15 protein-coding genes and 1 pseudogene are annotated in these 19,092 nt (G+C 68.3%); 2 read left to right on the top strand and 14 right to left on the bottom strand.

The window, feature by feature from the left end:
- Positions 1 to 34: 34 nt before the first annotated feature.
- From ACH4U7_RS52010 to ACH4U7_RS51985, 6 genes are all read right to left on the bottom strand, one after another.
- Positions 35 to 394 (bottom strand): integrase, encoded by a 360-nt coding sequence (locus tag ACH4U7_RS52010; protein WP_398534755.1) that lies wholly within the window; start codon positions 392 to 394, stop codon positions 35 to 37.
- A gap of 427 nt (positions 395 to 821) precedes the next feature.
- On the bottom strand, positions 822 to 4,232 hold the full coding sequence (locus tag ACH4U7_RS52005; protein ID WP_398534754.1) for an SAV_2336 N-terminal domain-related protein: 3,411 nt from the start codon (positions 4,230 to 4,232) through the stop codon (positions 822 to 824).
- Complete coding sequence (locus ACH4U7_RS52000; RefSeq protein WP_398534753.1) at positions 4,229 to 5,281, bottom strand: AAA family ATPase; 1,053 nt, start codon at positions 5,279 to 5,281, stop codon at positions 4,229 to 4,231. The genes ACH4U7_RS52005 and ACH4U7_RS52000 overlap by 4 nt, the downstream gene beginning before the upstream one ends.
- Positions 5,265 to 7,535: a hypothetical protein gene (locus tag ACH4U7_RS51995; RefSeq protein ID WP_398534752.1), complete on the bottom strand. Its 2,271-nt coding sequence runs from the start codon at positions 7,533 to 7,535 to the stop codon at positions 5,265 to 5,267. Before ACH4U7_RS51995 ends, ACH4U7_RS52000 begins: the two co-directional genes overlap by 17 nt.
- A 68-nt stretch (positions 7,536 to 7,603) precedes the next feature.
- A complete protein-coding gene (locus tag ACH4U7_RS51990; protein WP_398534751.1) occupies positions 7,604 to 8,824 on the bottom strand; it encodes a hypothetical protein in 1,221 nt (406 codons plus the stop codon).
- A gap of 248 nt (positions 8,825 to 9,072) precedes the next feature.
- On the bottom strand, positions 9,073 to 9,888 hold the full coding sequence (locus ACH4U7_RS51985; protein WP_398534750.1) for a helix-turn-helix transcriptional regulator: 816 nt from the start codon (positions 9,886 to 9,888) through the stop codon (positions 9,073 to 9,075).
- Between the two features lie 70 nt (positions 9,889 to 9,958).
- Here ACH4U7_RS51985 and ACH4U7_RS51980 point away from each other — a divergent pair, with 70 nt between their 5' ends.
- Positions 9,959 to 10,675, top strand: a complete 717-nt coding sequence (locus tag ACH4U7_RS51980) for an SDR family oxidoreductase (protein WP_398534749.1) — start codon at positions 9,959 to 9,961, stop codon at positions 10,673 to 10,675.
- A gap of 4 nt (positions 10,676 to 10,679) precedes the next feature.
- Here the strand turns inward: ACH4U7_RS51980 and ACH4U7_RS51975 are convergent, their stop codons facing one another.
- The 8 genes from ACH4U7_RS51975 to ACH4U7_RS51940 form a co-directional block, all read right to left on the bottom strand.
- Positions 10,680 to 11,645 (bottom strand): transposase, encoded by a 966-nt coding sequence (locus tag ACH4U7_RS51975; RefSeq protein WP_398534748.1) that lies wholly within the window; start codon positions 11,643 to 11,645, stop codon positions 10,680 to 10,682.
- A 229-nt stretch (positions 11,646 to 11,874) separates the two neighbouring features.
- Entirely contained in the window at positions 11,875 to 12,252 is a 378-nt protein-coding gene (locus ACH4U7_RS51970) for a nuclear transport factor 2 family protein (protein WP_245738536.1), read from the bottom strand.
- Positions 12,249 to 13,670 carry an FAD-dependent oxidoreductase gene (locus ACH4U7_RS51965; protein WP_398534747.1) on the bottom strand — a complete coding sequence of 474 codons (1,422 nt, stop codon included), beginning with the start codon at positions 13,668 to 13,670 and terminating at the stop codon, positions 12,249 to 12,251. The genes ACH4U7_RS51970 and ACH4U7_RS51965 overlap by 4 nt, the downstream gene beginning before the upstream one ends.
- Positions 13,671 to 13,678: 8 nt before the next feature.
- Positions 13,679 to 14,290 carry a chorismate--pyruvate lyase family protein gene (locus ACH4U7_RS51960; RefSeq protein WP_398534746.1) on the bottom strand — a complete coding sequence of 204 codons (612 nt, stop codon included), beginning with the start codon at positions 14,288 to 14,290 and terminating at the stop codon, positions 13,679 to 13,681.
- A gap of 44 nt (positions 14,291 to 14,334) precedes the next feature.
- The gene (gene ubiA, locus ACH4U7_RS51955; RefSeq protein WP_398534745.1) at positions 14,335 to 15,273 is read right to left on the bottom strand and encodes a 4-hydroxybenzoate octaprenyltransferase; all 939 of its coding nucleotides are present in this window, start codon (positions 15,271 to 15,273) and stop codon (positions 14,335 to 14,337) included.
- Positions 15,274 to 15,452: 179 nt separating this feature from the next.
- Positions 15,453 to 17,015, bottom strand: coding sequence for a class I adenylate-forming enzyme family protein (locus ACH4U7_RS51950; RefSeq protein WP_398534744.1), 1,563 nt, complete (start codon positions 17,013 to 17,015; stop codon positions 15,453 to 15,455).
- Positions 17,016 to 17,089: 74 nt separating this feature from the next.
- Complete coding sequence (locus ACH4U7_RS51945; protein ID WP_398534743.1) at positions 17,090 to 17,314, bottom strand: hypothetical protein; 225 nt, start codon at positions 17,312 to 17,314, stop codon at positions 17,090 to 17,092.
- A gap of 129 nt (positions 17,315 to 17,443) precedes the next feature.
- On the bottom strand, positions 17,444 to 17,701 hold the full coding sequence (locus tag ACH4U7_RS51940) for an integrase core domain-containing protein (RefSeq protein ID WP_398534742.1): 258 nt from the start codon (positions 17,699 to 17,701) through the stop codon (positions 17,444 to 17,446).
- A 127-nt stretch (positions 17,702 to 17,828) separates the two neighbouring features.
- On the opposite strand from ACH4U7_RS51940, the pseudogene ACH4U7_RS51935 reads away from it, so the two are divergent.
- A pseudogene (locus ACH4U7_RS51935) lies at positions 17,829 to 18,914 on the top strand (integrase core domain-containing protein).
- Positions 18,915 to 19,092: the final 178 nt, after the last annotated feature.

Below are 19,092 nucleotides of genomic sequence, written 5' to 3'. Positions count from 1 at the left end.
CAGAATGATCAGACGATCGCGAGAAGAATCGGATCTACTCCGGCGGGTCCCGTTTCATCCGTCGTATGGCGGTCAGTTTTCGCCCGTCGCCGACACGCCGCTCGCTGTAGTCCCATCGGCGTGCGGCGAGCCTGCGGTGCCACGCAAGTAAGGTCCCCGGAGCCATCGGAAACACCCGCGCCCAGCGCAATCGGGGTATGAGCGAGGACAGTGCGGCAAACCACAGCCGGTCCGCTGGCTCGTAGCGCACCGGACCCGCGAGTTGCCGACGCAGCACAGCGTTTTCGTGTCGAAGAACCAGCAGTTCGGCGTCCTTGCCTCCCTGTTTGCGTAACAGCACCGCCGGAACGGAGAGCAGCCTCCGCGTCACCTGATACACCAGCGAGACAATCACCCGGGCATGATCCCAGCCTGCCCACGAGGTCCACCAGATCCGCAATGAGCTGCAGCGACGCATTTATGAACGGCACAGGCGCGCGAGAGCGGAGAGCACGGCACGATCAGCCCATGAGAGCCGCGGCCGCTCGATCTGCCGACGAAGCACAGCGACCCCATGACGAAGCACGAGGATCTCAGCGTTGTTCGCTGCGGTCGACCGGCCCAGCAAGAGCAAGCAGCCCAGTAGTCGACAGAAGATCAGGTAGAGCAGTCGCAGACCCACAATCCCCCGGCGTGATCGACTCAGTGGCCTCATCCACAAATACAAGCAGGTCGCATAGGGTGACACCGTTTCCGGCACCCACAGGCTGCGATTGGGGCCGTGAGGCCAGGCAGCAGGCCCGAAGTCACCGCGGCCTTGATCGTCGTTTTTGCATGCCCCCCTATAGCTCCTCTTCCCCGCCCCGACCGTCCTCCGCAGACGCTTGATCACTGAGCAGTTCCACCACCAAGTGCAACTGCTCCGTCGCTTCGGCACGCTCGGTTGCATGCAGGGTCGCCAGAAGGTCGTCGAACTCGGCCTGCCAGACACTCGCGACTTGGGCGGTTGTCGTCGTTGCTTCGGACCTGCCGACGCGTTGCATCTCGGCCGCTGCCCGATCCAGTCGGGCAGCGGTCTCTGCGATCCGACGGGTGCTACCGCGTCCGATGATGCGCGCCACCAGCCTGCGGAGGGCCGGCCACCTGTCCGTTCCGACGGTATCCGCCACCGCTTTTCCCTCGGCTACGGTCAGAGCCGATGTTGCCTGATCGTCCACGGTCATTGTTCCGGGCATCACCGCATCAAGCCGTTCCAGCGCTGCGGCTTCGCCCGGGGCCAAGATCGCCAATGTTTCGCGTACTGCTAACATGACCCGTGGGTTGTCGATGCACTCCATGGCCAGCTCCGCGAGAAAGTAGTCGGTCACGCGGTGGTTACGCATCGGCAAGCGGTTATCCAATTCCCTTGCCATGAGCTCCAGAGCCAGTTCGCGGGTGTCCAGATCTCTCAAGGCTCGGAATTCGCGCAGGACGAGCATGAGTTCCGTAGTCGCTTTGAGGCTGTGCCGCGGAGCGTGCGACTCCACGACGCCTACCTCGGCATCTCGCAGAGCTCGGGACGTCCCATACACACGCAACCAAGCGCGGGTACGCAATCCTTTTGCGTCCACTTGGACCTGGGTGAATTCACCCCACTGCCATGCTTCTTCGGCAGCCATGTCCTCGAAGAGCCGATCGCCCATGATGAGATCGAGATCGGGTGCCGCTGGTTCTCGCGCAGTCTGTCGTATGGGCGCGGCATCGAGGAGGCGGCAGGTACGCACTACGGCTTCCCCGGCCAGCCCCTCGAAACCGGGCTCTAGGACGCCACGGTCCATGGCCACCCGGAGGCGCAAACGCTCCAGGCGTTCGGTGCCGAAGCGAGCCAGCCCGTTCACGAGTGCGTCAATGAATCGCGTGACGACACGTGCCGTCCCCGCCCCCGCATCACGGGGAAACGCGAGGACAATACCGTCGCCGGTGTCCTGCCGTAGGCGCTCCTCGGGCAGGACCCCTGCCGCGCGCAGGGCTTCTTCCGTGATGTCCGACAGAAAATTCCTCATGTCGAGGAGCCCAGAATCGGCCATTGGGGAATCCAGAACGGCATCTACCGCAACACAGACATGGTGAACCGCGGAATCCTCCGCCTCCACTCGGGGGTGGTCCCATTGGCCTGCTGCTACGATGCGCTCGGCAACCGAGACCACAAAATCCCGGTAATGACGATCACGGTCCTGATTCATGACATGCAGAAGGCCCGTGCCACGTCCGTTGTCGTCCGTTGCCGCGGGACTGACCGGATACCCGGTCTTTGACTGGTCGATCCCTACCAGTGTCAACGGTTCCCACATCACAGGCACCATCCCACTCGAAAATGGCCCGTCGTGTGCGGTGGTCCGTCGAGGCCGCTCGAATTCCTCCCATTCATTCAGACAGCGCCGGCTTCTGAAGTATGCGTTGGACCACATGGCCAGCATCACGCGTGCAGCACCAAGCCCACCGGTAGCGGCGCTGGTGACATCCAGGATTTCCTCGCGTGGCATATCAGGGAGCCTGGTCGCCAGTGCGTCCAGGAGGTCGTCGAGGAAGAGCCGGAGCAAGGAGCTGTCTTCCTCGGCGACCGCGTGGCTGACGAAGATCAATGGTGCGCTCGGCCCAGTGTCGGTGGCTTCGGCTCCTGGCTCCGTGTGCGTGCGAGCCGGGTCGGGCATCTCCATGGTCCCCAGGGGTGGCGTGTCCGTGCTGCTGCGGACGACGCCTGTTGAGCTGGTGATGAGAGCCATGCCGGCCGTGGCCGCTTCATGCCGCTGGGCCCAGTACCTGGAGACCAGCTCGTGGGTGGCCTGTTCGTCGGAGCGCTTGATCAGTTCACGGAGCGGGCCGACAACGACAGGGGGAAACGTATACGTGCGTCTGTCCCAAGGCAGGCTGCGATACCCCTGTGTGACTTGGATGTCCTCGTCCTCCGCCGTGTCCTGATGTTCTTCGTACGGGATCAGCAGACCGGCGAGAAACACTTCGGCGAGGTGCCCCGGCCGGGCTTCGGGAACGGCGGAACGCTGTACGAGGCGCATGACGGGGATAGTCAGAGGTGCCACACAGGCCAGGTGTCCGGCCAGTCGGCGGGCGAGGGGCGACGCAAAGCCCATGAACTCGTCCAGGGCTTGCTCAGTTGAGTAGCTTTCGTGGTCCGGGGCGACCGCAGGCATTGGTTCCGAGCCGTGCGGGAATTGTTCGGCCACATCGACAACAGGGACAGCTACCTCGTCACCAGGTGCCCCGACGAGCCGGGACCAGTTCGCGGCGGAGACGGGGGTGAACACGTCGATGACCGGGACGGCGAGCTCGGGTACGGGCAGGAGGCCCCGGGGAAGGCGGGGGTGGCGCGTGGTCAGGTGCCGGTTGGACACGCCGGGGCGTGGTGCTTTGGTCATCATGCGTGTGGCGGGCAGACCGGTGTTGGGCCACATGTCTTCGGGAAGGACCTGCAGCACGGCGAGGGGGCCGCGGCGTGCCCAGTGCGCGAGCTGTCGTTGAGCCGCCCCCGATTGCCAGGCTTCGCCGATTCCGTCGGACAGGACGAGAAGGAGGTTGTTCTCGCCCGTGATCGGGGTGGCCGAGGCCGCGCCGAGGCGGAACGGCTCGACGGTGAGCCGGATGGTGTGCGGGTCGTCGGTGGCCATTCCCAGCAGACGGGTGCGGCGGAAGGCACGGAGCCGGTGGAGGGTGTGGAACAGTTCCTTGGCTGTGTCGTGCCAGATCGGCATGGACGGACCGTCGTCGACGACCAGGGTGAGGTCGAGGAGCAGTTCGCGGGCGGGGCGGAGGACGACGTCGGGCAGACCGTCGGCGATGGTGGCGATGGTGGCCGGAATGTCGAGCTCGTGGGCGGTCCGGGAGGGGGCCGTGGATCTCAGGGGACGCAGGGCCCGGCTCAGGGCCCGTGCGTGTGGCAGAGCGCGGGGGGCCGGGACCCGTGTGTGCGTGACGGTGGGTCCCCCGCTTGTTGTGCCGAGGGTTGCCGAGGCGTAGAGGGTGCGCATGCCTCGGCGTGCCGGACGTGTGCCGGGGGTGAGGGGCCGCTCGTCCTCCTCTGCGCGATCGGGCGGCGGCATGGGCCGGGCACGGGCCGTGGGTCCACGGTGCGCGGATGACTGCTGATGCCCCGGCGGCGGGGGCGGATTCTGTGCCGCCAGCCAGACGATCTCGGCCAGTTCTTCCGGGGCGGGGTCGTATCCGGCGGCGCGCAGAGCCTCGCGGATGCGAGCGATCACGGGGCGTCCGTGTCATCGAGAGGCCGGAGGACCGCCTCCAGCGTGTGAGTGTCGAGGGGCACTGCGGACAGCCGCAGATGGATGGCGTTCAGGAGCTGGTCGGTCGCCAGGCGTCCGTGGCCCGCCGCTCGGCTGAAGTTGCTGACGAGTTCTTCGACATCAGCGGTGGTCTGCTCGTCCGTCGCGCCCAGTTCGGACCCGAACTGGGCGTTGACGACGGCCTTGAGGTGTTCCTCGTCGGGGTCCTCGAGGAACAGTCGGACGCAGCGGCGCAGGAAGGCCGGAGGAAACTCCCGCTCGCCGTTGCTGGTGATGACGACGACGGGGAACTCCTCGCAGTACACCCAACCCTCGAGAACGGTTCCCTTCGCCTGGAGTCCGCCGCTGTTGCTGGGGGGTGTCTCTTCCACACTGCCGGGATGGGCTGGGCTTCCCACCGACCGGTGGGGCGCCGGCCTGGTCAGCCGGACCTCCGCGCGGGCCTCGCCTGACGCGGAGGCGAGGCGGCTGAGTTCGGGGATTTCGAAGGCGCCGTCCTCAAAGACGGTCAGCAGGTCGTTGGGCAGGTCGATGTCCCCCTTGTCCAGCTCGTCGATCAGCAGAACGCGCGGGTGGCCCGCGGGGGCCGCCAGGGCGGTGCCGAGCGGGCCGAGGGTGACATAGTCCTGTACGGGCAGTGGTGCCTCGCCGGTGTTGCTCTGGGCCGTGGCGTCGCGCAGCCGCCCCACCGCGTCGTAGCGGTAGAGCGCGTCCGTGAGTGCGGAGCGGGAGTTCACCGGCCAGTGCAGGACGTCTCCGAGCCCGAGGTCGTCGGCAAGGGCGTAGGCGAGCGAGGACTTGCCGGCGCCCGGATAGCCGGTGACCAGCAACGGACGGCGCAGGTGCAGCGCCGTATTGACGATGTCGGCATCCCGGTCGCGCATGACGTAGGGCGGGCGCGGGGCACGACGGGTGCCGAACCGCCGCCATGGCGGTCCGGGCGGCAGCGTCACCGGGCCGTGGGTCTCCGGGCGGCGGAAGAGCCGCCACGTGTCAGCGGTGCCGGTCATGCGATGCGATCCTTCCAGGGGTGCGAGGTCTTATCCGGGGCGGCAGACGCTGTGGATCGTCCCACAGCAGAACGAGGTGGTGCGCCTCGGACCACATCGGGAGGGACGTGTCGGCCCGTAACTGACGGACTTCCTCGGGCAGCCGGGACGGGGGGACCGAGCGACGCAGATGTCTCAGATCCCCGCTGGGGCGCCGGTCGTCGAGCCGACGATGCCAGGTCAGCACGGGGACACCCGACTGGACGCAGCAGACCAGCGCGGGTGTGAACTCAAGGTGATCGCCCGTGAGTTCGACACACCCGACATTCGGTCGGTCGATGAGGGCATCTCTGAGGGAGAAGAGGTCCGCAGCGTCGTGGACCAGCCAGTGCCGCTCATCACTGACGGTCGGCACCTTGCCGCACGCCTGCCAGCGGGCGGTCCACTGCTGGGGCACTCGACGTCCGGCATGACGGTGGGCGCAGCGGACGACGACCGGCACGATGGTCCCCAGGTGCACGTTGTCCGCTCCGCGGTGCCGTAGCGGAATGCGCTCGACCTGGAGTTCCAGGTGACTTTCGGGGAGAAAGAACTCCACGGCGAGGTCGACGCTCCGGACCGCTACATACGGCTCCAGCAGCTCGGCTACGAGCTGATGCGTCTGGCGCCAGGTGAAGTAGCCGCTCGGGTAGTCGAGGGTCTGAGGTCCCGTGGCGGGGTCGACCAGCCAGGCGGAGCAGGCGTATGCGGCATGGCCCGGATCCGCCTCCGGGGCGTCGGTGGTCACCTCGATGAGTATCCAGGCCGTCTCACACCGCCGACGCGTGGCGTCATGGGCCGCCGCGCTCCAGTGCGCGGAGACCGTCTGTGGCGCGAGACGGAGCCTGGCCGCGACGCGATCGCACCATGCGCGCAAGTCGCCGGCGGTGGCCGGAGTGGGTGAGCTGCCGGCTTCGGCAGCGACCAGTGCCACGAATCTCAGCAGTACGGGCAGGCCGGCGGCGTCTGTGCGGTATCCGGCGGCCTCGAAGGCCCGTACGAGGTGCGCCGCATCCGTTGACATGGCCGGCAGATGAGAGCGAAGCCTGCGGTCGTAGCCGGCCAGGACGCGCAGATCCACAACGTCGAGGGTGCCGAGGAGAGCGACGAGCTCCATGTGCTCATCGCCGGTGAGGAATTCGTCGGGGCGCAGATCCTCGGCAGCCGACCGCAATTCAGCGAGGCGCTCGGCGTCAAAGCGGACTTCCGGTAACGAGGGCAGGAGATCCAGCAGGGTCGGCACCCCATGATGGACGCGCGCCGCGGCGGTGACCAACTGTTCCACGGTGGGGGTTTCGGAGCCGTCGCTGACCCGCACCACGGCGGTGACGCTGTCGGTCAGCCGCTGAGCGCAGGCATCGCGTACCGGGGCACTGCGCAGTGCGTCGCGAAGGAGGTCGGCGAGGCGCTGCTCACGCTCGGTGGGCGGATGCGCGAAGGTGCCGGACACCGCGGTCTTGCCGCTCCAGTTCCGGCGCAGTGTGCTGGGTGTTTGAGACGTCAGCCCTGCCTGCCGCAGCCGCGTGAACTCCGCATCCACGCTCTCACTGACCTGCAGCAGATCCGGAAGAACATCCGCACTGCCGTCATCGAGGTAGGTGAGCAGCGTGCGGGGGAACAGGCTGGCGGCCGAGCCATCTCGCCGCATGTCCCGGGGCGCCACCCTCGCTTTCTGGCCGGTGCTGCAGGCGTGGAGGACGAACAGACCACGATCGGTCACGTAGGTGTGAGAGAGCAATAGCTCGCTCTTGGCGATATGGTCGATCCGGGGCTGGTTCTGGCAGGCGTTGATGGCGACGGCGACCTTCGCCACGCCTGCCCCGTGGTGGCTGCCGACTCTCTGGGACTGCAGGGCGCGTTGCAGGCTGTCCACGCCCACTCCGCGTTTGGTCAGCGGTGTGGAGTCGGCGAGCAACAGGACGTGTTCGCCATTGGTGTCGATCAGGCCATGGCCCGACCAGAACACCCACAGGAGGTCCGCTTCAAGAGTGGTCAGCTCCTCCTGGAGGAGCCGGCTGACGGTGGTGGAGTCTGCGGGGAGGATGCTTATGCCGCCGGGGAGAGCCGCTCGACCGCCACCGTCCTGGTGGTCATGGGGCGACAGCGTCGAGGCGAGCAGGGTGATGTTCTTCTCGGGTACCTGGCAGGTGTTGACCAGCCAGGAGATGAACGCGCGGGCGTCGCTATGGGGACCGGAGACATTCCACTTCGGGTCCTCGTATTTCTCGACGGCCACGACGATCGCATGTGTACGAGTCGGATGGACTGCGGTGTTCCCGGCATTGCCCGCACGGGGCGACCACGTCACCGGAAGAGCTCCTCGTCAAGCCACGCGTAGAAGGGTTTGTGGTCCCAGTAGGCGCTGTGTGCCCGCAACAGCGGCCGACGTGTGTTGAAGCGCCGATCAGTCACCTTTTCGCCCCCGAATACCGGTGCGGCGAGGTAGGCCAGCGGGTCGCGGGGGTCGTAGGCGTTCAGCCATCGGCGGGGGAAGTGCTCCGGCAGCGGCTTGCCAAAGGGCAGTGACGACAGCGCGTCCATCTCGTAGAGGTAGGAAGCTTGAGAGCCTACGGTGACCAAAGCGGCCACCGTGTCGTAATGATCCTCTCGATTGAACAAGTCGACACAGGCGACGCCCCCGAGGCTGTGTGCCAGAACAACCACCGGCGGCTCCGCGGAGGCCACCGCGGCCGCGATACACGACCGCAGACCCTCACCGCGCGCCTGGTATCTCAGTATGTCCCCGATGGGCGGGGCCGCGGAATCACTGATCTTCGGCCGGTTGCGACGCACACGCCACGAGGTGAGCCACTCGGCGCTGCGCCACAGGGGCAGCCCAAGCAACCGCGCTCCGTCTGAGACCACTCCCAGCGCCGCTCCAGGCTCACCCAGGGCGGCCAGGGTCGCTTCGACCAGATTGTTGACGGACTCGCCATCAGCGCTGATCCCGGTGGAGCCCTGGCGTTCCTCCGCGAAAATCAGCACACTCGCGACGACGGCGCGCGCCACCGTCTGCCGAAGAACCGAGTCGTCCATCTCCGTGTCCGGCAGGAGCGTCGTCAGCGCCCGGACTACCTCGTCCGCGGCACCGTCGATGTCCTCGGGGGTGATGCCATGTGTGACCAACACCTGGGCCAGGGCCGGATCCTCGGGGAGGGCATGCAATCGCTGGCAGAGTTGCTCGGTAGCCGTCTCATCCTGCGAGGGCACGTACGAGGCGGGGCTGTGCCGTTCGCGCTCAGCGAGCATGCGAAGTTCTGTCAGCGGATCAGCGTCCAGCAGAGCCCACGAAGCCAGCACCGCATCCTCGTCGTCCTGCACCGCAGCATCGGCCGCACTGCGCACGGCCGGTTGGCCCGGTAAGGAGGCGCTGGGCAGGCGTGCGCCGTGTTCAGTTCCCCAGAAGCAGTGGACCAAAGTCAGACCGCGGCACAGCCTTTCCAGATGCGCGGAGACTTTGCCGCACAGCACACCGTAGTCGGCCTCGCGAACACCCGTGCCATGAACCAGCACCACGCTCGTCATCTGCCCCCTCCAGCCGAATCCGTGGATGTCCCCAGTCTCTCAGAAACCTGACCACCAAGCCTGGGACCGACTCGGGTGCGGTTCCCAGTCGAGACTCCGCTTGTGTGATGCGCCTGAAATCGCAGGCTTAGAGCTCGCGCAGATAGGCGGCGTGGGGAGTTCCTGGCGACAAGGCGGGCACAGGTCCCGGTGATTACGTAGCTGCCACGCTCTGTGACCGCTGGAGAGAGCCGCGCCAGTCCTCTGTTTCAGGCCGTCTGCCTGGCCAGCCTGTGCAGGGTTCGTGCGGTAGGTGATCCGGGGTCGGCCGTGATCAGGACGACTTCTTGGTCGTCCTCGGGTACGAGCAGGACATCGCAGTTCAACCGCAGTGTGCCGGTCTGGGGATGGTGGAGGGTCTTGGTGCGGTGGCCGGGGGCGTGGATGGGACGCGTTGCCCAGAACTGCCGGAACTCCTCGCTTTCGGCGTGCAGTTCGGCCAGCAGGGCGGTCAGCTGCGGGTCGTGCGGGTAGCGGTCGGCGGCCCGGCGCAGCCGAGCCACCACGATGTGCCCGAACTCCTCGGCGCTGGAGCTCTCGTGCATCCGGCCCTGGCCCAGGAAGCGGCGCCGGGCCAGGTTCGTGGTGCCGTCTGCGAGGTCGTCGCCGAGCAGTGCCTGGGCCAGGGGGTTCCAGGCGATGACGCCGTAGGCCGCGTCGGTGACGATGGCAGCGGTCTGCGGCAGCCGCTCCAGCATCCGGGCCACGTGCGGGCGTACCCGCCGCACGGCGGCGGTGGCGGGCGGCGCGCTCGATCCCGCCAGGCGGAACAGGTGGCTGCGCTCGGCCGGGGTGAGCCGCAGTGCTTGGGCCAGCGCGTCCAGGATCCGGGCCGATGGCCGCGGTCCCCGGGCCTGCTCCAGCCGTGTGTAGTAGTCGACCGACATGTGGGCGAGTTCGGCCACCTCTTCGCGGCGCAGGCCCGGTGTACGGCGAGCGGTGCCCGTCTCCGTCAGGCCGACTTCGTGCGGACGCAGGCCCGCCCGGCGGTCCCGCAGGTAGTGGGCCAGCTCCTGCCGCGCCATGCCGCCTCCTCCGCTGCCTGGTACAGGCTGTCCCTGGCAGGGCGCCCACGACCAGGGAACCGTAGTTGCCATGAACGATCGCACAGCTCTGGTCACCGGTGCCAACAAGGGCATCGGCAAGCACATCGCCCGGCTGCTCGTCGCCGAGGGCTTCACCGTGTACGTGGGCGCCCGTGACGCCGGTCGCGGGCAGCGGGCCGTCGAGGAGATCGGCGCCGGCGCCCGCCCGCTGGTCCTCGACGTGACAGATCCCGACGGCATCGCAAAGGCCGCGACCCAGGTGGACCGCCTGGACGTGCTGGTCAACAACGCCGGGGTCGCACTCTCACTCGCCCCGCCGGCTGAAGCCGGCGTCGAGGAGTTCCGGCGCACCTATGAGACCAACGTGTTCGGGGTGGTGGCGGTGACCAACGCTTTCCTGCCCGCCCTGCGCCGGTCCCCGCACCCGCGCATCGTCAACGTCTCCAGCGGCACGGCATCGCTGGCCTGGAGCACGAACCCCAACCCCCAGTTCACCCCGGGAAGCGGTCGCGCCGCCGCCTACCGGTCCTCCAAGGCCGCCCTCAACGCCCTCACCGTCCTTTACGCCCAGACGCTGGCCGAGGAGGGCTTCAAGGTGAACGCGCTCGCCCCCGGCGCGCGGGCCACTGATCTCACCCCCGGGGCCGCCGCTGTCGGCGGCGACCCAGCCGAGGCCGCCCACGGTGCCCTGCGTCTGGCCCTGCTGCCGGACGACGGCCCCACCGGTGGCTTCTTCTCCTGGGACGCAACGCCCGTGCCCTGGTGATCAGTCATGGGCGTCGCTTGGGGCGGTCGTCCCAGCGGTGGGTGGTCCAGGCTCGGCGGATCAGGCTGCGGACGGTGATGATCGTGTCCGCGAGGTCGAAGAAGGCGTTGACGACGGTTGCGCGGCGCTCGTAGCAGCGGGCGATGCGGTGGAAGGCGTTTTGCCAGGCGTGCGTGCGCTCGACATGCCATCGCCGGCTCGCCTGGATCGGCGCCTTCTCGCCCTTGTGCGCGATGCGGCCGTGCAGATTGCGGGCGGTGAGTTCGGCGCGGGTCTTGTCCGAGTCGTAGCCGGAGTCGAGGTGCACGGTGATGTCGTCGGGCAGCGGCCCGAGGCCGTCCAGCAGGTCCAGGGTCGGGGCGAGCAGCGGGGAGTCGTGGCGGTTCTCTCCGGCGAGGACTCGGCCGAGCGGTATGCCGTAACCATCCGTCATGCCGGAGCGTTTCAGGCCCCGCGATCGCTCGTTGGGCCGTGCATGACAGATCTGGTGGAGCGGTTGGTGCCGGATGAGTTGCGGGCTGATGGTGTCGATGTGGAGGAAGTCGCAGGCGATCAGACTGGTGGCCTGTGCGGAGAGGAACTCGCGCCAGGTTGGGCCGGTGCGGCGTGGTGCGGGGTCGATTCCTGCGGTGTGGAGGATCTGCCAGACGGTGGAGGCGGCGATCGGGTGTCCGAGCCGGGCCAGTTCACCTTGAATCCGGCGATGGCCCCATCGGCTGTTCTCGCGGGCGAGGCGCAGCACGAGGTTCTTGATGGCAGCTTGCGTGGGCGGCCGTCCGGGACTGCGGCGTCGTCGGGAGTAGTCCCATCTGCGGGCGACGAGTCTGCGGTGCCAGGCCAGCAGCGTGCTCGGTGTGACCGGGAAGACCTTGGCCCAGCAGCGGCGGGGGATCAGCGAGGACAGGGCTGCGAACCAGAGACGGTCCGTCGGCTCGTACCGTACCCACCCCTGCAACTGGCGTCGTAGCACGGCGTTTCGTGCCGCAGGACGAGAAGCTCAGCCTCCTTCGAGGTGTCCCGCTGAAGGGGCACTGCTGGGACGGAGAGAAGACGTCGAGTCATCCGGTAGAGAAGCGACACGACCATCCAACCAGGATCGCAGTGCTAAGCGGAGGCCGTGGCGTTTTGACCAGCAGCGATGAATATCCGAGCCCCACAAGCTACCGGCGCATCGGCGAGGGCCCGTACGCCGCGTCTGGTCAGCCCGGCGGACGGGTGTACCGGTTGCGCAGGTTCGTGATCAACCCATCGGTGTCGACGGTCGCGTGCTCGACCCCGGCCGCGGTCATCAGGCTGCCGTCGGCCCGGCGCGCCGCGACGACCCAGTGCGACTCGATCGTGCCGTCCTCGAGAATCGTGGTTGTCCAGTAGTGCTTGCTCTCGGCCACCGCCGCCACGAACACCCGGTAGAACTCCATGATGGCGGGCATGCCGGTCACCGGCTCGTCGCGCAGCCTCACGGTGGCGTCCGGCGCGAAGATCGTGGGGAGCTCCGCCAGCGCCGAGGGGTCCCGCACGGCGCGGTCGGCGAGCTCCATGTAGCGGTCGAGTGCTGTGTGCGTCATCTGGCCCGTCACGTCGTCTCCGTCATCGTGTACTCCTGCCGGATCCGCTCCTCCGGCACACCGTTGACCCGCGCCGCGCGAAGCACCAACTCCGGTGCCATCAGCGACGCCGGATGGGCGGTCATGAACCCCACCGCCCGCAGGGCCGTGCCGACCTGCTCGTCCCGGCCCGCTGCCTCCCGCACCTGTCGCAGGGCCCACGCCTGCCGCCGCCCCTGATCGGTGGCCGGTGGCGTTGCCAGGCCCAGCCGGATGGCGTCGCCGGCCGTGGACGTCTGCCACGCGGCTTCGACGACGACCTTTTCCAGCTCGAGGAAGTGCCGGGCCGGGGCGTCCAGGTCGGGGCCGGAGCGCAGGTACTCCGACAGGCAGGAGGCGTGGAGCGCGGCCGAGGACATACCTTGCCCGTACAGGGGGTTGAACGAGGCGACGGCGTCGCCGAGGACCGCCAGGCGGGCGGGGAAGCGGTCGAGCGCCTCGAAGTGGCGCCACCTGCTGTCGGGGTGGCGGTACGGGACGACCTCGCCGACGATTTCGCCCTTGACGGCTTCCTGGAAGATCGGTGGCAGCTCACGGCACCGGGCGACGAACTCGTCGGCCGTGCGGCCCTCGGCGCCGTTGCCGAAGTGGGCGAGCATCACCACCCACTGCTGGTTCTCGATCGGGTTGACCGCCGCTCCGGCGATGTCCTTCGGGAAGTGCGGGCTGTAGCGGGAGATGCCGCTGAGGGGGCCGTCCCAGTCGGCCGAGCGCGTGAAGCGGGCAGACAGGTAGCGGATGTCGGCCTGGAGCCGTTGCGTCTCCGGTCGGGGCCAGCCGCCCTGCTCCAGCCAGTCACTCAGCCTGCTGCCGCGGCCGGAGGCGTCGACGACGAAGTCGGCTGGGACGACGACGTGGTCGCCGCCGACCGCGTAGCGCACCGACTCGACGACGCCGCGCGCGTACCGCAGCCCAATGACGCGTCCACTCACCAACTCGACGTTGGGCAGTGCGAGCGTGCGCCGACGGATCAGCGACTCCAGGAAGGGGCGACTGCTCCCCACGAACCGCGCGTTGGGCGTGGCGATCTGCTCGACGTCGTCGAGGTAGGTGGCGGTGCGCTCCGGACCGCACGAGACAGCACCCCCGGCGAGGGCCTGTGCCACGACACCGGGGAAGAAGCGTTCGAGCTGCGCGCGTCCGCCGGGCAGCAGGAGGTGCACCTGGGAGCCCTGCGGGACGCCGGGACGAGCCGCGCCGCTGAGCGCGGCTTCCGGCTGGTCGGGCTCGATGATCACGACACGGTTGGCGTGGTCCGCGAGCACGCGGGCCGCGACCAGGCCGGCGACGCCGCCGCCGAGCACGCAGGCGGTGCCGAGACGAACCTCGGTGCGGACCGGCGGGACGGTGGTGGTGAGCCGCTCGAAGACCGCGGCGGGAGAGTTCGGCATGGGATCCCTCATGCGTCGTGGACGGCGTCTCGATCGAGGAGACTTGGCAGGAAAGCCTCCCGCACGAGACTGACGGGCACGGTTCCACGGCACAGCAGTGCGGTGACGGTCAGCACGGGAGCGTCGGCGTCGCAGGGCGGTCGCACGGCGGGTTCGAGGCGGGTCGGTTCGGACGTGACCATCACGCGCCGCACTCCACCGCCCGCGGCCAGCACGGGCCCCAGCGGTGCGTTGGTGGTGCTGAGCACGGCGCGTTCCTCGGGGCTTATGCGGTCGAGCGCCACGACGGCGCTCGCGGTGACGACCTTTTCGGTCCCGGCGCGCAGGTGAACGGTGCGGAACTGCACACGGGCACCCGTCGAGAGCCGCATCAGTTCGGCCACCCGCTCCGGCGGCAAGAAGGGGTCTCCCTCCGCCTGCGCCGAACCCCCGCCGAATGTCCGCTCGTCCGGCGGGACGGGTAATTGGCCATCCGCGCGGTGGCGGATCTCCGCGGTGACCGGAGCACCGCACCACTCCTCCAGCACCTCGGTGGCCAGGCTCGCCGGCTCCCGCAGGAGCGCCGCGAACTGGGCCAGGCTGCGCGACTCCGTGCGCACGGACCAGGGGCCTGCATACATGTGTTTCCTCCGCCGTCACTCCGGTGCGACCGCGTGGCCGCGCCTCAAAAGACTCCCCCCGCAACGATGGCGACGAGCACGAGCCACCCGAAGAAACGGTTCGCCATGAACTTTTCCCGGCAGTCGGCAGGGTTGTCGATGTCCACCGTCACCACCTGCCAGAGCAGGTGCGCCACGCCCGGCAGAAACAGCACGTAGAACGTCCAGTGCAGACCGGCGACGGCTCCGGCGGCCACGATCCCGACCACGGTCGCCCCGTAAAACCCGGCGACCCAAGGCCGGGTCGCCCTGCCGAGGCGCAGCGCGAGGGACTTCACCCCCACCTGCACGTCGTCCGCCTTGTCCTGGTGGGCGTAGATCGTGTCGTACCCCAGCGTCCAGAAGACACCGGCGACGAAGAGCAGGAGCGCGGGAGTCTCGATCCTCCCGGCCACCGCGAGCCAACCCGCGAGGATGTAGCAGCCGAACACCATCCCCAGCCAGGCCTGCGGCCAGTAGGTGATCCGCTTCATGAACGGGTACGCGACCACCAGCGGATAGGAGGCGGCCACGAACACCGCCGCCGGAACGCTGGCCACAGCCAGCACGAGCAGCCCCGCCACCGCCTGCACCACAGCGAAGACAAGCGCTCCCGTGACCGTGACCGTACCGGCCACGAGCGGCCTCGCGACGGTACGTGCCACCCGGGCGTCGAACTTACGGTCGGCAAGGTCGTTGACGACGCAGCCGAAGCCTCGCACCAGCACCCCACCGACCGTGAACAGCAGCACCTGGCGCCAGTCGGGCAGCCCCGCCGAGGCGAGCGCGATCCCCCACAGGCCGGGGAGGAGATACAGCCAACTGCCTATGGGCGCGTGCATACGCGCCAGTTGCAGATAGGGGAGGACGGCCTTCGGCGCACGCGGCACGACCGACGCCGCGACGCTCGGCACGACAAACCGGTATCGCGTGCTCTGCTGCGAGGGTTGAGCGGAAATATCCATCACCTGACCGTGCGAGGATTATCTTCGTGACTCTCGCAGAAAGCCCACCTCGGCTGAACACGGCTTCCCCGTGATCTCGGACACTGGTGATTTCCTTATGGGCCATCGATTCGTTGGCGGCGCAGTAAGCCGTTGCGTAAACTCCGCCTTGTCCTAACGGTGTTTGCCGAACCGAGTGTTCACGTTCGAGGCACATTCGACGCCGGATAGTGACGATGGGGCTGGACGAACTCGTCGCCCTGTGCGCGGAGTACCCTGCGCAGCACTTTGCCGTTGCCGTTGCGGGGCAGTGTGTCCAGCCATACGACGTCCTGCGGAACCTTGTACCAGGACAGGGTGGATCGGGCGAGCTCGACCAACTCGGCGGCGAGCGCGTCGTCACCCCGCACCGGCCCTTCGTCGGGCGAGCCGGGTGCCGCGGCGACGACGACGTAGGCGCGCAGGCTCGTGTCCCCGGCCGGGCGCCGCACGGAGCTGACCGCCGCCTCCAGCACCCGCGGGTGGCTCTCCAGCAGGCGTTCGACCTCGCTCGGCACCACGTTCTGTCCGCCGATCACCTCGACGTCGTCGAGCCGGCCGTGCGCGTGCACGACACTGTTCTCGTCGATGGAGGCGAGGTCGCCGGTCGGCCACCACACGTCGGTCAGGATGTCGGGTCCGAGGCTGCCGCGGGCGACGCCGCGGGTGGCGACGGGGACGCGGATGTGCAGCTCGCCCCTGCCGCCCGTGGGCAGCTCCTGTCCGTCGGCGTCGACGACACGCACCGGCCTGCCGGGCAGGGGCGGACCGACCGCCGACGGCACGTCGTAGACCGCGGGCGGGCCGACGGCGACGCCACCGGCTTCCGTCGTGCCGTAGGTATTGAGCAGCCGGGGGCCCATGATCGGGACCAGCTGCTCGCGCAGTCGCGCGGTGAGCACTTCCCCGGCGCAGAAGGCCTGACGGACGTTGCCCAGTACCTCGGCATGGCCGGGTTCGAGCAGCAGCCGCGCCAGGAAGCTCGGCTGCGCGAACAGGACGGTGACGTTGTGGCGGCGCATGAGCTCGACCGCGGCGGCCGGGGTCGCGCGGGGCCGCGACAGCACGGCCACCTGCCCGGTTTCGAGGGTGGTGAACACCGACGCGCTCAGCCCGCCCACGAAGTACATGCGCGACACCGAGAGCCCGACGGTGTCGGGTCCGCTCACCAGGCCAGGCGCGCGTGGGGCGCCGAGGTCGCGATGGCGGAAGAAGCACAACTTCGGCGCCCCGGTGGTGCCGGAGGTGAACACGGCCAGCGCGGCGGCGTCCCCGCCCGTGGCGAACACCTCCTCCGGCTCTGCCGCCACGAGCGGACCGACCTCGCTGGTGGGAGCCAGCCCGCTGTCCCCGAGCCACCCGGCGGTCTCCGGGTCGACCACGACAAGCGCCGGTTCAGCCGTGACCACGTCGCGCGTCAGATCCTCCCGGCTCATCTGGACGTTCACCGGCACCGCGACGAGACCCGCCTGCCACGCGCCGAGCAGACACCACACCATCTCCACACTGTCGGGCAAGGCGAGCAGCACCCGGTCACCGGTGCGCAGACCGTGCGACCGGTATCCGGCCGCCACCCTCGCCGCCCCGTCGAACACCTCCGCGAAGGTCCACGCCCGGCCGTCGGCATGGAACGCGGTCCGTTCGCTCCACCCCTTCTCGCGCCCATGCTTCGCCCAACGGCGCGTCAAGTTCTCGGGTATGTCCACCCGACGCTCCTGTCTCATCCGGGAAACGTCGCCCCATTATGGCTGGCGCGAATTTGGCCGGTCTCCAGAGTCTCAGGGGGGTTCGGGCGGCGTCAGGCCGTTTCCGCTGGCTCTTGGACGGTGTCCCGGAGCCCGATGACGATCACGGTGACAGTGCCCTGCCCGCTCAAGCTCGGCACCGGGCCAACTTCCCCACACCTGCCGCTGGAGCAGGCCGGGAACTCGGAGGAACGCTGCGGCGGATACGGCAACTCGTCGATCATCAGCAACGGGCGCAGTGAACGGGCGGTCATGTCAAAGGCGTTGGACAGCACCATCACGCACAGTTGCCCCCCCCGGCCGTGACCAGCGTATTCCCCGCGAAGGAACGCCGCGCTGGAGATGGCGCGGACACAGGAGTCGCTGCGCCGCTACCTTGCGCTTGCCGAATATCTTGTCCGTGCAGGTCACAGGGCATGTCTGTATTCGTGGAGGATGCCGCCAAAGCGGTCGTGGCGTCGTATGTCAAGGTCGTTTAGCTTGTCGGGATCGTCGATTGGTGTGGGCAGTGGGCGTAGCGGTCGGGCGTTCGCGATGCCCTGGTGCGGTCGGTGGAAGTTGTAGAACTGCTCGAACTCTCGTAGGGCGCGGAGGAGGTGGCGCTGGTTCCAGATCAAGGTTCGGTCCAGGAGTTCGTGTCTGCAGGTCTGCACCAACCTTTCCATGATCGAGTTCATTCTCGGCATCTGGATGCCGGTGAGGACGACCTCGATCCTGTGCCGTTCGGAAACTCATCGCTGCTGATCGGAGCGGGTCTGGCGTTCCATCACGGTCTGCTGGAACCCTGTCCGGGTGATCGTCTCTCAGGTGTACCAGGTGGCTCGGAAGCTGCTCGCGTTCCCAGCGTTGCTGTTGCGTCGGGACGCGGCCAAGGATGCGGAACTGCTTGTGCTGCGACACGAGAACGCGGTGCTGCGCAGACAGCTCACGAGGCCTGTGCGGTACGAGCCGGCGGATCGGCTGTGGTTCGCGGCGCTGTCGTCGCTGATCCCCCGGTACCGGTGAGCGAACGCGTTCCCGGTGACGCCCGCGACGCTGCTCGCATGGCACCGCAGGCTGATCGCTCGGAAATGGGACCACAGCAAGCGCCGGGCCAGGCCCGGGAGACCGCCGACCGCCCGTGTGGTGAAGGCGCTGGTGCTACGGCTGGCCAAGGAGAATCCGCGGTGGGGCTGCCGACGGATCCAGGGCGAACTCATCCGGCTCGGACACCCGGTCGGCTCGACGACGGTCTGGGAGATCCTCACAGCGGCGGGCATCGATCCAGCCCCACGCCGGGGAGGCCCGACGTGGCGCGAGTTCCTGACCGCGCAAGCCGAGTCCATCATCGCCTGCGACTTCCTATACGTCGACCTGATCGACCTGCGCCGCGTGTACGCGCTGGTGTTCCTTGAGCACGACACACGCCGACTGCACATCGCCGGCGTGACAGCCCATCCCACCGGGCCCTGGGCGGTGCAACAGGCGAGAAACCTCGCCATCGAGCTGGGTGTGCGGGTGGAGTCGCTGCGCTTCCTGATTCGCGACCGGGACGCGAAGTACACCGAGTCCTTCGACGCAGTCTTCGCGGCCGATGACATCGAGGTCGTACCGACAGCGCCTCGAACGCCCCGGATGAACGCACACTGCGAACGGGTCATCGGAACCCTGCGGCGCGAGGTCCTCGACCACCTGCTCATATGGAACGAAACCCATGCCCGACAGATCCTCGACGCCTACGCCCAGCACTACAACCGTCATCGCCCACACCAAGCCCGGGCACAGCTCCCTCCCCTCGCCCACGAACACCCGAAGCCCATGAGCGCTCCGACTACTCACCGGCTCCGGCACACCCGAATACTCGGCGGCGTAATCAACGAGTACAGATACGCCACCTGACCAGCAGCGACGAGATTCCGAACGGCACACCATGCGACGGCGTGCGGAGCAGACCGGAGTCACCCACGGCTGCCGCGCCCCCGCGGTATGGTGCGACGAGCAAACCACGTACCGGAGGTCATCGTGAGCGCGCAGCCAGACGGCCCGTATGGACCCCTTATCCCCATGCCTGACCTCA

The sequence above is a fragment of the Streptomyces sp. NPDC020845 genome, from assembly GCF_044334165.1.
In the GTDB taxonomy this organism is placed as follows: Bacteria; Actinomycetota; Actinomycetes; order Streptomycetales; family Streptomycetaceae; genus Streptomyces.
This window is presented reverse-complemented; position numbering and strand designations above follow the sequence as displayed.

Excerpts from the sequence above, each read along its gene's own strand:
- ACH4U7_RS52000 (WP_398534753.1), bottom strand. The coding sequence starts at position 5,281 with ATGACCGGCACCGCTGACACGTGGCGGCTCTTCCGCCGCCCGGAGACC.
- ACH4U7_RS51990 (WP_398534751.1), bottom strand. The coding sequence starts at position 8,824 with ATGACGAGCGTGGTGCTGGTTCATGGCACGGGTGTTCGCGAGGCCGAC.
- ACH4U7_RS51985 (WP_398534750.1), bottom strand. The coding sequence starts at position 9,888 with ATGGCGCGGCAGGAGCTGGCCCACTACCTGCGGGACCGCCGGGCGGGC.
- ACH4U7_RS51980 (WP_398534749.1), top strand. The coding sequence starts at position 9,959 with ATGAACGATCGCACAGCTCTGGTCACCGGTGCCAACAAGGGCATCGGC.
- ACH4U7_RS51965 (WP_398534747.1), bottom strand. The coding sequence starts at position 13,670 with ATGCCGAACTCTCCCGCCGCGGTCTTCGAGCGGCTCACCACCACCGTC.
- ACH4U7_RS51960 (WP_398534746.1), bottom strand. The coding sequence starts at position 14,290 with ATGTATGCAGGCCCCTGGTCCGTGCGCACGGAGTCGCGCAGCCTGGCC.
- ubiA (WP_398534745.1), bottom strand. The coding sequence starts at position 15,273 with ATGGATATTTCCGCTCAACCCTCGCAGCAGAGCACGCGATACCGGTTT.
- ACH4U7_RS51950 (WP_398534744.1), bottom strand. The coding sequence starts at position 17,015 with ATGAGACAGGAGCGTCGGGTGGACATACCCGAGAACTTGACGCGCCGT.
- ACH4U7_RS51945 (WP_398534743.1), bottom strand. The coding sequence starts at position 17,314 with ATGGTGCTGTCCAACGCCTTTGACATGACCGCCCGTTCACTGCGCCCG.
- ACH4U7_RS51940 (WP_398534742.1), bottom strand. The coding sequence starts at position 17,701 with ATGGAAAGGTTGGTGCAGACCTGCAGACACGAACTCCTGGACCGAACC.